Origin of the sequence: Diaphorobacter caeni, assembly GCF_015354245.1 — a bacterium.
Taxonomy (GTDB): domain Bacteria; phylum Pseudomonadota; class Gammaproteobacteria; order Burkholderiales; family Burkholderiaceae_C; genus Diaphorobacter_A; species Diaphorobacter_A caeni.
Window position 1 is genome coordinate 54,003 of the sequence record NZ_JADKYZ010000011.1, and the last position, 13,097, is coordinate 67,099.

The 13,097-nt window shown below is 63.8% G+C and carries 13 protein-coding genes; 7 read left to right on the forward strand and 6 right to left on the reverse strand.

Going from position 1 to position 13,097, the window contains the following annotated elements:
• The first annotated feature begins 56 nt into the window (after positions 1 to 56).
• From ISG32_RS23670 to ISG32_RS23700, 7 genes are all read left to right on the forward strand, one after another.
• Positions 57 to 1,085 carry a helix-turn-helix domain-containing protein gene (locus ISG32_RS23670; RefSeq protein WP_194773480.1) on the forward strand — a complete coding sequence of 343 codons (1,029 nt, stop codon included), beginning with the start codon at positions 57 to 59 and terminating at the stop codon, positions 1,083 to 1,085.
• Positions 1,086 to 1,333: 248 nt separating this feature from the next.
• Entirely contained in the window at positions 1,334 to 2,479 is a 1,146-nt protein-coding gene (locus tag ISG32_RS23675; RefSeq protein WP_194773481.1) for an acyl-CoA dehydrogenase family protein, read from the forward strand.
• 2 nt (positions 2,480 to 2,481) lie between these two features.
• The gene (locus tag ISG32_RS23680; protein ID WP_194773482.1) at positions 2,482 to 3,564 is read left to right on the forward strand and encodes a CaiB/BaiF CoA transferase family protein; all 1,083 of its coding nucleotides are present in this window, start codon (positions 2,482 to 2,484) and stop codon (positions 3,562 to 3,564) included.
• Positions 3,561 to 5,246, forward strand: coding sequence for a long-chain-fatty-acid--CoA ligase (locus tag ISG32_RS23685; RefSeq protein WP_194773483.1), 1,686 nt, complete (start codon positions 3,561 to 3,563; stop codon positions 5,244 to 5,246). Before ISG32_RS23680 ends, ISG32_RS23685 begins: the two co-directional genes overlap by 4 nt.
• Before the next feature lie 25 nt (positions 5,247 to 5,271).
• The gene (locus ISG32_RS23690) at positions 5,272 to 6,450 is read left to right on the forward strand and encodes a thiolase family protein (protein WP_194773484.1); all 1,179 of its coding nucleotides are present in this window, start codon (positions 5,272 to 5,274) and stop codon (positions 6,448 to 6,450) included.
• A 41-nt stretch (positions 6,451 to 6,491) separates the two neighbouring features.
• The gene (locus ISG32_RS23695; protein ID WP_194773485.1) at positions 6,492 to 7,268 is read left to right on the forward strand and encodes an enoyl-CoA hydratase/isomerase family protein; all 777 of its coding nucleotides are present in this window, start codon (positions 6,492 to 6,494) and stop codon (positions 7,266 to 7,268) included.
• A gap of 34 nt (positions 7,269 to 7,302) precedes the next feature.
• Positions 7,303 to 8,085: an SDR family NAD(P)-dependent oxidoreductase gene (locus tag ISG32_RS23700; RefSeq protein WP_194773486.1), complete on the forward strand. Its 783-nt coding sequence runs from the start codon at positions 7,303 to 7,305 to the stop codon at positions 8,083 to 8,085.
• A gap of 151 nt (positions 8,086 to 8,236) precedes the next feature.
• On the opposite strand, the gene ISG32_RS23705 is transcribed toward ISG32_RS23700, so the two are convergent.
• From ISG32_RS23705 to ISG32_RS23730, 6 genes are all read right to left on the reverse strand, one after another.
• Entirely contained in the window at positions 8,237 to 9,019 is a 783-nt protein-coding gene (locus ISG32_RS23705) for an SDR family NAD(P)-dependent oxidoreductase (RefSeq protein ID WP_194773487.1), read from the reverse strand.
• A gap of 31 nt (positions 9,020 to 9,050) precedes the next feature.
• Positions 9,051 to 10,052, reverse strand: coding sequence for a Bug family tripartite tricarboxylate transporter substrate binding protein (locus ISG32_RS23710; RefSeq protein ID WP_228530066.1), 1,002 nt, complete (start codon positions 10,050 to 10,052; stop codon positions 9,051 to 9,053).
• Between the two features lie 30 nt (positions 10,053 to 10,082).
• Positions 10,083 to 11,057, reverse strand: coding sequence for a Bug family tripartite tricarboxylate transporter substrate binding protein (locus ISG32_RS23715; protein ID WP_194773488.1), 975 nt, complete (start codon positions 11,055 to 11,057; stop codon positions 10,083 to 10,085).
• A gap of 85 nt (positions 11,058 to 11,142) precedes the next feature.
• Positions 11,143 to 11,952, reverse strand: a complete 810-nt coding sequence (locus ISG32_RS23720) for an SDR family NAD(P)-dependent oxidoreductase (protein ID WP_194773489.1) — start codon at positions 11,950 to 11,952, stop codon at positions 11,143 to 11,145.
• A 9-nt stretch (positions 11,953 to 11,961) separates the two neighbouring features.
• A complete protein-coding gene (locus ISG32_RS23725) occupies positions 11,962 to 12,276 on the reverse strand; it encodes an NIPSNAP family protein (protein ID WP_194773490.1) in 315 nt (104 codons plus the stop codon).
• Positions 12,273 to 13,034 carry a GntR family transcriptional regulator gene (locus ISG32_RS23730; RefSeq protein ID WP_194773491.1) on the reverse strand — a complete coding sequence of 254 codons (762 nt, stop codon included), beginning with the start codon at positions 13,032 to 13,034 and terminating at the stop codon, positions 12,273 to 12,275. Before ISG32_RS23730 ends, ISG32_RS23725 begins: the two co-directional genes overlap by 4 nt.
• Positions 13,035 to 13,097 lie beyond the last annotated feature (63 nt).

Genomic DNA, 13,097 nt, shown 5'->3' on the forward strand with positions numbered 1-13,097 from the left:
TAGAATCCCTGAACCCTTGAGCCTCCAGGCGGCCCTTGGCCCTATTGCCTTTGACCATGCTGCGCCCCATCTCCACCGTTCCCATCTTTGCCGTGCGAGGACTGCTGGACGGCGCGCGTTCCAAAGGGCTGGCGACGCGGGTGTGGCTGGAGCAGGTTCTGGGGCAAGCCCGGATCTCCGAATCGCTCCTGCATCTGGAACAGTCGCGGGTGACCGTTGAGCAGTACATCGCGCTGTTCAATGCCGTGAAGGACAGCCTCGACGATGAATGCCTCGGCTATCTGCCGGGCAGGCCGCTGCGCCGGGGCAGCTTCGTGCTGACGGTCCGCTCCACGCTGGGGGCGCGCACGCTGGCGGCTGCGGCGCGGCGCATGGCGGAGGCCTTTGGGCTGCTGCAGGATGATGTGCGGCTCGTGCCGATCCAGGATGGCGCGTTGTGCGGCATCGCGCTCGAGATGCGCGTGCCGTCCCATGCGCATGCCGATTTTCTGCACGGGCTGCTGCTGCGTGTTTTCTGGCGTCTGCTGGTGTGGCTGCACGGGGGTCGACTGGTGCCCTGCGGATTCGATTTTGCGTTCGACGAGCCGGCGCATGCGGCGGGTTACTCCCGCATCTTCACCGGCACGCTGCGCTTTGGACAGGCGCGGTCGGCGGTCTGGTTTGACGGCCAGGCGTTCGTACAGCCCATGCGCCGCGACACCGCCGCGCTCGACGCGTTCGTGCGCGCCACGCCGGACAATCTCGTCGGGCCCCATCTGCACCATGGCCGCATGTCCAAGAGCGCGAGCGTGCGCGCCTTTCTGCAGCAGTCCTGCCCCGAGTGGCCCGATCTCACGGCCACCGCCGAGCGTCTGCGCATTTCAGCCAGCGCGCTGCAGCGCCATCTGGCGACCGAGGGCAAATCGTTCCAGATGCTCAAGGACGAGCTGCGCCGCGACATGGCCATCGTTCGCCTGACGAGCACGGACGTCTCGCTCGCGGCGCTTGCGGCCGATCTCGGTTTCTCGGACAGCACCGCGTTCCAGCGCGCCTTCAAGTCATGGACCGGCAGCACGCCCGGCGTGTATCGCGCGCAGTCGCGCTAGCGACGTCAGGGCGAGCGCCGGCACCGCAAGCGCCTCACCATCGGTCCCCGTTCTGCAAACACCGGATGAGGTGATTTGTCAGCAGATCGACATGTTTCGCCATTGCCGCGCGAAACCCCCTCTCCTACGATCGTCTGCATACCCCGAGTGCCGTGGAATGCCGTGAGGGCGCTCCTCAACCATGCGCCCACGCTGCCGATACCTGCCGCCCGGCACTCCTTTCGACAACCCATCCGTAGAGCCAGCCCATGCTGCCACAACTGCATCGCCATCCCTGGATGGACCATGACATCGAAGCGTTTCGCGAACAGGTGCGCCGCTACATCGCGGCCGAGATGACGCCGCATCTTGCGCTCTGGCGAGAGCAGGGCTTTGTTCCGCGCGAGACGTGGCGGCGCTTTGGCGAACTCGGCTTCATGCTGCCCGAGATGGACGAGGCCTACGGTGGAGCCGGCGCGAGCCTGGCCTACCAGCTGGTGGTGCAGGACGAGCTGGCCAAGGCCGAGATGCCCTACAACATCATCGTGCACAGCATCGCCGCCCACTACATCCGCGCCTATGGCACCGAGGCGCAGAAGCGGCGCTGGCTGCCCCGGCTGGCCAGCGGGGAAATGCTGGCCGCCATCGCGATGACCGAGCCGGGCTGCGGCTCGGACCTCAAGGCGCTGTCCACCCGCGCGCGCCGCGACGGTGACCACTATGTGATCGACGGCGCCAAGACTTTCATCACCAACGGCAGCACCGGCAATCTGCTGATCGTCGTGGCGCGCACCGGCGAGGCTGGTGCCAAGGGCCTGTCCCTGTTCGTGCTCGAGACGGAGCACTTGCCCGGCTATCGCGTGGGCCGTCTGCTCGGCAAGATCGGCCAGCGGGCCTCCGACACGGCCGAGCTGTTCTTCGACGGCGTGCGCGTGCCCGCCGGACAGCTGCTGGGCGAGGAGGAAGGAGCGGGCTTCAGCCAACTGATGGGGCAACTGCCTTACGAGCGCATGCTCATCGCCGTGCCGGCGGCCGCCACCATCGATCAGGCGCTCGCGCTCACCGTGGAATACACCAAGCAGCGCAAGGCCTTCGGCGGCACCCTGTTCGACATGCAGACCACGCGCCACAAGCTGGTAGAGGTCGCGACCATCGCTCATGTGGTGCGCAGCTTCGTCAATGACTGCATCCAGCGGCTGCTGGACGGCACGCTCGACGACGAGGCCGCCTACATGGCCAAGTGGTGGTGCACCGAGCAGCAGTGCCGCGTGACCGACGAGTGCCTGCAGCTGTTCGGTGGCTACGGCTACATGGAGGAGTACCCCATCGCGCGCATGTACGCCGCCTCGCGCGTGCAGAAGATCTACGGTGGAGCCAACGAGATCATGAAGGAACTGATCTCGCGGAAGCTGTGACCATGCCAGACACATTGCAGCGACCGCTTGACGGCATCCGCGTGGTGGAGTTCGAGGGCATCGGCCCGGGACCGCTCGCCGCAAAGATGCTCGCCGACATGGGTGCCGACGTGATGACGCTGGCGCGCTCCGAGCCCGCCGCCGCTGCCGAGCAGCTTGGTGGCGCCACCGACAATCCGCTGCGCCATGGCAAGCGGATCGAAGTCGTCAACCTGAAATCACCCGAAGGCAAGGAGCGCGCCCGCGATCTCATCCGGCGCTCGGACGCACTCATCGAGGGCTTTCGCCCCGGCGTGATGGAGCGCCTCGGGCTCGGCCCGGCCGACTGCGCACGAACCAATCCGAGGCTCGTCTATGGCCGCATGACCGGCTGGGGGCAGGACGGCCCCCTCGCCCAGACTGCGGGCCACGACCTGAACTACGTCGCGCTGACGGGCCTGCTCTCGCTCGCTGCACGCAAGGGGAACGACGGGCACCATGAACACGCTCCCATCGTGCCGCCGACCGTTCTGGGCGACGCGACCGGCGCGCTTGGCCTGGCTTTCGGCGTGGCCTGCGCGCTGCTCGACGCGCGCACAAGCGGCACGGGGCGTGTCGTCGACGCCGCCATCGTGGACATCGTGGCCATGCTCGGGACGCTCGTGCAATGGATACGCGCCAACGGGCAGATCGACACCGCGCAGCCCAGCCCGTTCCACGACTCGCCGTTCTACGACGTCTATGCCTGCGCGGACGGCGGCTTCATCAGCCTCGCGGCGGTGGAGCTCGCCTTCTACGCCCAACTGCTGGGCCGCCTGGGATTGCACGACATCGACCCCGCCGCACAATACGACCGTGCGGCATGGCCCGCACACAAGCAGCAAATCACGGCGCTGATCCGCAGTCGGCCCCGCGCGTACTGGCAAGAGCGGCTCGAAGGCAGCGACGCCTGCTTCGCCCCCGTGCTCAGTCTCGCGGAGGCGACGGAGCATCCGCACAACGTTGCGCGCCGCATCTACGAGCGCACCGGATCGGGGGCCATCCGCATCGCCCCCGCCCCACGGTTCCAGCCCTTGCAAGCCACCACACAGGAGACAAAGACATGACCTACACCGCCAGCCAGCCCGTGCCGGTGCCTCAACCGATACGCGGCTGTCCGTCCACCATGGGCGATGCGCGCCAGCTCAACACCACCACGCTGATCCGCCATGCCGCCCGCACTCACGCCGAGCAGGAAATCGTCTACCGCACGCCGAGCGGCGGCTGGGAGCGGTACACCTATGCCGACTGCTACGCGCGCATCTGCCGCAGCGCGAACGCATTGCGCGCGCTCGGCGTGACGCCGGGTGACCGGATCGGCGTTCTCGACTGGAACAGCCGACGCCACTTCGAGCTCTACTGGGCCATCCCCGGAATCGGCGCGGTGATGCTGCAGATGAACCTGCGTCTGGGACACGAGGATCTGGGATACGTGGTCCAGCACAGCGACGCATCCTTCATCTGCGTGGACGAATCGCTGCTGCCGGTGGCCGAGGCCATCGCCGCGCACGCACCGCAGATCAAAGGCTGGATCGTCATGACCAACAAGCCGCTCGACCAGATCAAGACCACGCTGTCGCCGCTGCTGCACCACGAGGACCTGCTCGCGGCGGCCGACGCGACGATGGCCTGGCCCGAGATCGAAGAAAACTCCGCCTACAGCGCCTGCTACACCACCGGCACCACGGGCAAGCCCAAGGGTGTGTACTACTCGCACCGCGCCATCTACCTGCATGCCAACGCGATGGCGACCCATCTGGGCATGACGCTGGACGACTGCGCGATGTTCATCACCCCCATGTTCCATGGCCAGAGCTGGGGCCTGCCGCAGGCTACCGCGCTGATGGGCAACAAGATCGTGCTGCCCGGCCGCTACGTGGCCGAGGACACCAAGCCGCTGACCGACGCGATGATCGCCGAGGGCGTGACCGTCACCAACGGTGCTCCGGCGATTTTTCAGCCGATGCTGGCCTACATCGAAACGCTGGCGACCAAGCCCGACTTCCGCCGCCTGCGCATGCTCTCCGGCGCCACCGAGCCGCCGCTGTCGATGATGATCGGCTTTCACGAACTCACCGGGGCCGAGGTCGTCCACGCTTACGGCGCGACCGAAACCACGCCTCTGGTGGCCATCAACCGCCTCAAGCCATCGCTGAAGCGGCGCTTGAGCATCGAGCAGCAATGGAATCTCAAGCGCAAGCAAGGCGTGATCCTGACCGGAGTGGACGTGCGCATCGTCAACGAGCAAGGCCAGGACCAGCCGCACGATGGCGTCTCGGCCGGCGAGATCTGCGTGCGCGGCCCGTGGATCAGCGCCTCCTACCACGATCTGCCCGATTCCGATGACCGGTTTCTCGACGGCTGGTGGCGCTCCGGCGATGTCGGCACGATGGATCCCGACGGCTATCTCAAGGTGACGGACCGCATCAAGGACGTGATCAAGAGCGGCGGCGAATGGATCTCCTCCATCGACATGGAGAACCTGCTCGTGAACCACCCGGCCGTGCGCGATGCCGCCGTCGTCGGCATTCCCCATGCGAAGTGGCAGGAGCGCCCGTTGGCGCTGGTGGCGCTCAAGCCCGGCCAGCAAGCGACGCTGGAGCAAATGCACGCCCACCTCGGAAGCGCCTTCGCCAAATGGCAGTTGCCCGATCAGATTCTGTTCGTCGAAGCCATTCCCAAGACCAGCGTGGGCAAGAACGACAAGCGGCGCATGCGCGCCGAGCATGCAGGGCGCTATGCCGAATGACGCCCGAAACCCGAAGGAGATCCCCATGAATGATCGAGAACCCGTCATCGTCGGCGCGCTGCGCACCCCCGTCGGCAAGCGCGGAGGACAACTGCAGATGTGGCATCCCGTGGACCTGCTCGGCGAGACCCTGCATCAGCTCGTCGAACGTGCGGGCGTTGATCCGGCCGATCTCGATGACGTCATCGTCGGCTGCGTGCTCCAGTGGGGACAGCAGCACGGCAATCTCGGACGCCATGCCGTGCTCGCGGCGGGTCTGCCGGAGTCCGTTCCGGCGGTCACCATCGACCGGCAATGTGGCTCCGGCCAGCAGGCGGTGAGCTTCGCCGTGGACGCCATCAAGGCGGGAACCTACCAACTGGTCATCGGCGCCGGAGTCGAATCGATGTCGCAGGCGCCGATGCCGCCCTCCTTCATTCCCGGCTCTCCGCTGGGCCCGCAATACAGCCCCCGCGAACTCGCGCGCTACCAGGGCAATCCGCTGCTGCCGCAGGGCGTTTCGTCGGAACTGATGAACCAGCGTTTCGGCCTCACCCGCGAAGCCCTGGACGCCTTTGCCGTGCGCAGCCATCGACGCGCGTTCGAGGCCACGCAGGCCGGTCGGTTGCGCGACCAGCTGGTGCGCCTCACCGAAGATCCGGCCGATCCGCACAGCCCCGCAGTCACCGCCGACCAAGGCATTCGCGAGCACCCCGACGCCGCAAAGATGGCCACGCTCAAACCCGCGTTCGCCCCGGATGGCGCCAGCACCGCCGCCAATTCTTCCCAGATCAGCGACGGTGCGGCGGCCCTGCTGATCGCCAGCCGCGCCTATGCCGAGCGGCATGGCCTGAAGCCCCGCGCCCGATTCGTCAGCACCGCCGTCGCCGCCGCCGACCCGGTCATCCAGTTCACCGCCGTGCTCGACGCCACCCGCAAGGCGCTGCGCGAGGCCGGTCTGGACATCGCCGACATCGATCTTTTCGAGGTCAACGAGGCTTTCGCCGGCGTGCCGCTGATGTTCATGCAGGAGTTCGGCATTCCCGATGAGCGCATCAACGTCAACGGCGGCTCGGTCGCCATCGGCCATCCGCTGGGATCCACCGGCGCCCGCATGCTCACCGACCTGCTGTGCGAGCTCGAACGCCGCGGCGGCCGCTATGGCCTGCAGACGATCTGCGAGGCCTCGGGAACGGCCAACACCACCATCATCGAGCGGCTTTGACCCGCAAGAGCCATGAGCGCAATTCCACCGAGGAAAACCACATGAGCGAGATACTGATTGAACGCGAAGACGCCATCGTCACCTTGACCATCAACCGCCCGCGCGCCAGGAACAGCCTGAACCGCTCGGTGTTCGACGCCCTCCACGCCCAGCTCGTGCAACTGCGTCACGACGACTCGGTGCGCGCCATCATCCTGACCGGAGCCGAAGGCGTGTTCTGCGCCGGTGCCGACATCACCGCATTCGACGCGCTGCGCGCCGAACCGCTGCTGGGCTCGCGGGACGCGGCAGGCGGGCCCGTCTGGGCCGAGTTGGCAAGCCATCCCAAACCCCTGATCGCCGCCGTGGAAAAGCTGGCGCTCGGCGGCGGCATGGAGCTGGCTTTGGCCTGCGACATCGTGATCGCCGCAGAGTCGGCTCGATTCGCAGTACCGGAGGTCAAGCTCGGCGCCATTCCCGGAGCGGGAGGCACCCAGCGCCTGGTCCACGCCATCGGCAAGGCAAAGGCCATGGCGCTGTTGCTGACCGGCGATTTCATCGACGCCCGCAAGGCCTGCGAGGCGGGCATCGTGGCCGAAGTGACGGCCGACGGGCATGCGCTTGCCACCGCGCGGGCCATGGCAGGACGCATCGCCGCCAACTCGCCGCTCGCCGTGGCACTGGCCAAGGACGCCGCGCTGCAAAGCCTGGAGGGCCCGCTCGCCCAGGGCCTTGAGCACGAAAAGCGCAATTTCTTCATCGCCCTGCGTTCAGCCGACAACCTCGAAGGACAACAGGCCTTCATGAACAAGCGTCCTGCGCTCTTCACCGGCCAGTAACCCGCTCCCAACCACCGCAACCCGAAGGCCTTACATGCAATTGAATTCCAACCTCTCCGCCATCGTCACCGGTGGCGCTTCAGGCCTCGGTGCCGCCACCGCACGGCGCTTGGCCAGCCGCCAAGTCAAAGTCGCCATTTTCGACATGAACGAAGCCGCTGGCCAGGCCCTCGCACAAGAGCTCGGCGGCGTCTACTGCAACGTCGACGTGACCTCCGAAGAACAGGTGGACGCCGCCTTCGCCAAAGCCCGTGCGGCCCACGGTCAGGAGCGCATCCTCGTCAACTGCGCCGGCACCGCCGACGCCGTGAAGACCGCCAGCCGCGACAGAAAAACCGGCGAGATCCGCTCCTGCCCCGCCGATCGCTTCAACCGCATCGTGCAGATCAATCTGATCGGCACCTTCCGCTGCATCGCCAAGTCCGCAGCGGGCATGCTGACGCTCGCCCCCTTGCCGGGCGGTGATCGCGGCGCCATCATCAACACAGCCTCCGCCGCCGCGCAGGATGGCCAGGCAGGACAAGCCAGCTACGCCGCCAGCAAGGCCGCCATCGTAGGCATGACCCTGCCCATCGCACGCGATCTGATGGACGAGGGCATACGCGTCAACACCATCCTGCCGGGACTGTTCGGCACGCCGCTGCTGCAAAGCCTTCCAGAGCACGTCCAACAGGCCTTGGCGGCATCGGTGCCGTTTCCCAAGCGGCTGGGCGAACCCAATGAATTCGCCCAGGCAGTGGAGTTCCTCATTACCTGCGGCTACATGAATGCGGAGTCCATCCGGCTGGACGGAGCCATACGCATGGCTCCGCGCTGATGCGTTGTGGCGTGACGTGGCCCGGTGTCACGTGATTCAAGCTTTTCTGGGCACGATGAGACCATTGCCCAGATACCCAATCCATATGCCTCTCCGACTCCTCAGTCCGAAGGGCTGCTCTCAGTTTTCAAGGTGTCTCTGCCACAACTGCTTACTCGACCGCACAGGCATCCGATGCCGCCCCCCATGCCATATATCCACCGTCCACCGGCAAGGTCACACCCGTGATGAATTCCGCGCTGTCCGATGCCAGAAACAGCATCGCATCAGCAATGTTCTTGGCGGTCCCGAAACGGCCAGCAGGGGTACGGCGGAAGATCCGCTTCGCATCAAGTTTTCCGTCATCGATCAGTTGCTGAAGAAACGGCGTCATCATGTATCCGGGGGCAACGGCATTCACCCGTACACCTTGGGCAATCCATTCACACCCCATGGTTCGCGTCAGCATGCTGATACCGGCCTTCGCGGCACTGTATGCATTGCGTGGAGTCAACCCCATGACACCGGCGATGGAGCTGATGTTGAGCACGACCCCGCGTCGCTGTCGAAGCATATGCTTCGCGGCGGCGCGCGACACCATATAGGTGCCAGTCAGATGCACGTCCACCAGTTTGCGAAACTGCGCAACTTCCTGATCCACCGTAGGAAGAAAGGTGTCCGGTATTCCCGCGCTGTTGACCACCACATCCACACTGCCCAGCGTCTCTACCACACTGTGCACCAAGCTATCGACGGCCTGCTCATCCGAAACATCACAGACAAGCCCCAAGTTGCCGGCGCCCAATTCCTCGGCCCTGCTGCGTGCGGCGGATTCACTGAGATCCGCAATCGCCACCCGAGCACCTGCCGCGGAAAACGCCTGAGCCGTAGCCCACCCCAATCCGCTCGCACCACCCGTCACCAGTACCACGCGATTTTTCAATTCAACATACATGCCTTGACTCCGTCCTTCCTTGCATCCGATATCAACTTTCCAGCTTCACATTCGCTTCCCGAATGACCTTGCCCCACAATTGCGCTTGTTGGGTCACGAGTGCCGCGAACTCCGTCGGTGTCGTGGACATGGCCTCGACACCCATGTCCTGAAGGCGCTTGGTGATCTCTGGCAACGCCAACGCCTTGTTCAACTCCGCATTGAGACGTGCCACGACGTCGGCAGGTGCTCCAGCAGGTGCCGCCAAACCCTGCCACGCGTAGGACTCGAAATCCGCCACGCCGGCTTCCCTGAAGGTGGGCACGTCCGGCAGCGCCTGAATGCGCGATGACATTGCCACTCCCAGAGCACGCAGTTTTCCTGACTGCAGATAAGGCAGACTGGCCGCTGTGTTGACCAGATACATGTCTATCTGCCCACCCAATAGATCCTGCAATGCGGGCGCATCCCCACGATAAGGGACATGGATCATGCGCACGTTCATTTGGCGCTGAAACAGTTCCATTCCCAGATGATTCGGGCCACCTGCACCTGGACTCGCGTATTTCAATGTCTCTGGCTTGCCGCGCGCCATGGAAATCAAGTCCTGCAGCGTCCTGGCTGGGAAATCCGGCTTCACGACAAGCACGAAGGGAAACTTGGTCGTGCCCCCGATGAAAGAAAAATCCGTCTGGATACGATAAGGCACACGCGCATATAGATGGGGAGCCAACGCCAAGGTAGAGACATCCACGGTCCCGAAGGTGTATCCGTCCGGCCGTGCCCGCGCGATCGCCTCGCCTCCAATCATCGTTCCTGCTCCGGGGCGGTTGTCCACCACCATAGGCTGCCCCAGCGCACTGGACATGGATTGCGCCAATAGACGCGCCACCACATCGGTTCCGCCTCCGGCTGGAAACGGAACAATCCATTTCATCGCCTGTCTTGGATAGCTCGCCTGCGCCAACGCCGGCCAGCCATATCCGACAGAGGCGCCCAAAACGCTCCACCGCAACGTCCGATCCATCGCCGCTCTTCTGTTGTAGGTCTTCATGCCTTGTCTCCTTCGTCTTCGTAGTGATCTTCAGCTTTCCAGCTTGATGCCCGCCTTGCGGATGACATCACCCCACAAAGCCGCTTCGGACGCCACAAACCGCCTCGCATCCTCGCTGCTCATCGGCGCCGGCTCGATGCCCAGATCGGACAGGCGCTTCTTGACAACGGCCTGATCCAGCGCCTTGTTCAATGCACTTTCAAGGACGGCCCTTGCCGGAGCAGGCGTGCTCGCAGGTGCCACGAGAAATTGCCAGGAAAATGCCTTGAAGTCGGCAATGCCCAATTCAGTGAACGTGGGTACATCAGGCAGGGTGTCCAGTCGACGTTCATGCGCCACTGCCAGCGCGCGCAATTTTCCAGCCTTGATGTGCTGCATGCTGGATCCCGTGTCCACCAGCATGCATTCGATCTGTCCAGCCAGCAGATCCTGGATCCCTGGAGCCGCGCCACGATACGGCGCGTGATTCAATCGAACACCGGTTCGCTGCTGCAGCAGTTCCATGGCCACATGATTGGGACCGCCCAGTCCTGGGGAGCCGTAGCTCAAGGTGCCGGGCGACTTTCGCGCTGCCTCCATCACTTCATTCAACGTGCGATAAGCAGCAGCCTCGCGCACCACAAGGACGTAGGGGAAACGCGCAATGCCTCCCACGATGAAGAAATCTTTGAATGGGTCATATGGCAACTTGGCATAGAGCCCCGGATTGAGAGCAAGCGTTGCGTTATCTGCCGAGCCGATCGTGTAGCCGTCCGGCTTGGATTTGGCGATGGCATCCCCGCCAACGATCGTGTTGGCGCCGGGGCGGTTGTCGACCACCACGGACTGCCCAAGCAGCGGCTGCATTTCCACCGCGATGGAGCGGGCTACCACGTCCGTGCCACCTCCCGCCGGATAGGGCACGATCCAGCGCAGAGGCTGTGCAGGAAATGTCTGGGCATGTGACAGGGGTGCCAAGAATACGGACGCACCAAGCACGCCCATCTGGCGACGGGAAATCGTCATATTTGTCTCCTGAGAAAGGATGGAGGTAACCGATCGACCCGCCTCCTTCTTCCGAGTGGCTGGATCGACAAAATCCGGAGCGTGTCTAACCAGGCATCACATGGCTTTCCCTGACGCCACCGAACGTGCTCCAGGAGCCAGAGACGAGCCAGCCCGCGTCCACAGGCAGGTTGATACCGGTGATCATGGACGCCTCGTCGGACAACAAAAATGCAATCGCCTTGGCGATATCGCCGGGCATGATGAGTCGTCCCAGCGCGGAGTTCGACGCGAGCTTCTCCGGATCGCGAAGGCCCGCATCGATCTGGCTTTGCAGCGCTGCGGTCACCGTGTAGCCTGGAGACACCGTATTCACGCGTACGCCGGAGCGGCCCCATTCAGCAGCCAGTCCTTCAGTGAGACTGATGATCCCAGCCTTCGCTGGCGAATAGGCATGCAGCGGCATTGATCGCATCCCTGCAACTGACGCGATGTTGACAACGGCACCACGACCCCGCTTGGCCATGGACGATCCAAACACCGCGCACATGTTGAAAGTACCTTCCAGACTGATGGCCAGCGTGCGCTGGAACACGTCGCTGTCCAGCAGGTCAGGAGACAGAGGCGACTGGACAATGCCCGCGCAGTTCACCAGCAGATCCACCGCCAGATGCCGTGCCGCCAATGCATCGTGCAGTCGCTGCACCGCAGTTCTGTCCACGACATCGATTTGGAGGCACTCCACACCCACAGCCTCCGAAATCGCATGGAATGAACCGGACTGCACGTCTGCAACGAGGACAGTGGCTCCGCGTGAACGCAACAGTTGCGCCGTGGCGAGGCCGATGCCGCTGGCTCCGCCGGTGATCAACGCCACGCGGCCATGCAGGTGGCCCGGTACAGGCTCGTTCGTCATGGTGGCTCCTCAACGCATCGGCGAAAAAGATGCGGGACGCAAGAACCGCGTTTCCATGCGCACAATGAGCGGCAACACCTTGTCCGCATAGGCAATCCATTTCGGATCGCTCCACAGACGCGCCCGCCGTTGCTCGCGCTCCACCAGATCCGAGAATCCCCAGAGGTGGACCACCTGGTTGAGCTCACCTGTCTCGGTGGTAAAAAAGCCCTTCAGATCACCGAGATGCTGCAACAGCATGGACAGCCCCTCCTTCTCGTACAAAGAAAGAAAGGGACGCATGCTGGTGGGCCCCAGCGTGTAGCAACGCTCTTCAAGAATCACAGTTTTTCTCCAGTGGACGCAAGATCCTGATCACGCGAAGGATCCGTCAGGTGCGCTCGCGCGCGCAACTCCGGCCAGTGCCGGGCAATCACCTGTCCGGCTTCGTAGATGTGCTCGCGCATCAGCATTTCCGCGCGACCACTTTGGCGATTGCGAATGGCGTCGAGAATCCTCACGTGGTCATCGTGCGAACGCCGCACGATCTCGACCGTCTTCCACATCACGACCCTGTCGGACGCGAGCGGCAGTTCGTGAGATTTGCGAATGAATCCGGGCAACAGCTGATTGCCACAAGCATCGACGATGGCATTGTGAAAGCGGACATTCATTTGTTGGTACGCAGCATGCTCCTGAGGCACCAGCTCCGGTCCACGCGTGATGTCGCGACCGACCCGGATGCACTCATCCAGAGACTCCAGCGTTTGCCGCGACACGCCCTTCTCTGCCGCTTGACGGCAGGCTAGCCCTTCAAGCGATGCACGTATCTCATAAGCCTCGAGAACTTCACCCAAATGGAATTCACGCACCCAATAGCCACGATTGGGTTCATATCGAACCAGCCCTTGCTCCGTCAACGCCTTGAGCGCATTGACCACCGGAGTGCGCGAGGCCTGCATCTCCTCGGCCAAAGCAATTTCGGTGAGACGTTGGCCCGGTCGGTAATAACCGCTCAGGATGCTCTGTCTGATCTTGGCGTACACCACCTGCCCCAGACTCGACGCAAGGGACGAAGAAGTAGTTGAGCTGTTGTCTGTCATGCATGTATTTTTATTGCATGCAATGATCGTGATAAATAGGGTTTACCAGCATCTATTTACGGA

Bases quoted from the DNA above. Each gene is read 5' to 3' on its own strand.
- ISG32_RS23670 (WP_194773480.1), top strand. From the start codon at position 57: ATGCTGCGCCCCATCTCCACCGTTCCCATCTTTGCCGTGCGAGGACTG.
- ISG32_RS23675 (WP_194773481.1), top strand. From the start codon at position 1,334: ATGCTGCCACAACTGCATCGCCATCCCTGGATGGACCATGACATCGAA.
- ISG32_RS23680 (WP_194773482.1), top strand. From the start codon at position 2,482: ATGCCAGACACATTGCAGCGACCGCTTGACGGCATCCGCGTGGTGGAG.
- ISG32_RS23685 (WP_194773483.1), top strand. From the start codon at position 3,561: ATGACCTACACCGCCAGCCAGCCCGTGCCGGTGCCTCAACCGATACGC.
- ISG32_RS23690 (WP_194773484.1), top strand. From the start codon at position 5,272: ATGAATGATCGAGAACCCGTCATCGTCGGCGCGCTGCGCACCCCCGTC.
- ISG32_RS23695 (WP_194773485.1), top strand. From the start codon at position 6,492: ATGAGCGAGATACTGATTGAACGCGAAGACGCCATCGTCACCTTGACC.
- ISG32_RS23700 (WP_194773486.1), top strand. From the start codon at position 7,303: ATGCAATTGAATTCCAACCTCTCCGCCATCGTCACCGGTGGCGCTTCA.
- ISG32_RS23705 (WP_194773487.1), bottom strand. From the start codon at position 9,019: ATGTATGTTGAATTGAAAAATCGCGTGGTACTGGTGACGGGTGGTGCG.
- ISG32_RS23710 (WP_228530066.1), bottom strand. From the start codon at position 10,052: ATGAAGACCTACAACAGAAGAGCGGCGATGGATCGGACGTTGCGGTGG.
- ISG32_RS23715 (WP_194773488.1), bottom strand. From the start codon at position 11,057: ATGACGATTTCCCGTCGCCAGATGGGCGTGCTTGGTGCGTCCGTATTC.
- ISG32_RS23720 (WP_194773489.1), bottom strand. From the start codon at position 11,952: ATGACGAACGAGCCTGTACCGGGCCACCTGCATGGCCGCGTGGCGTTG.
- ISG32_RS23730 (WP_194773491.1), bottom strand. From the start codon at position 13,034: ATGACAGACAACAGCTCAACTACTTCTTCGTCCCTTGCGTCGAGTCTG.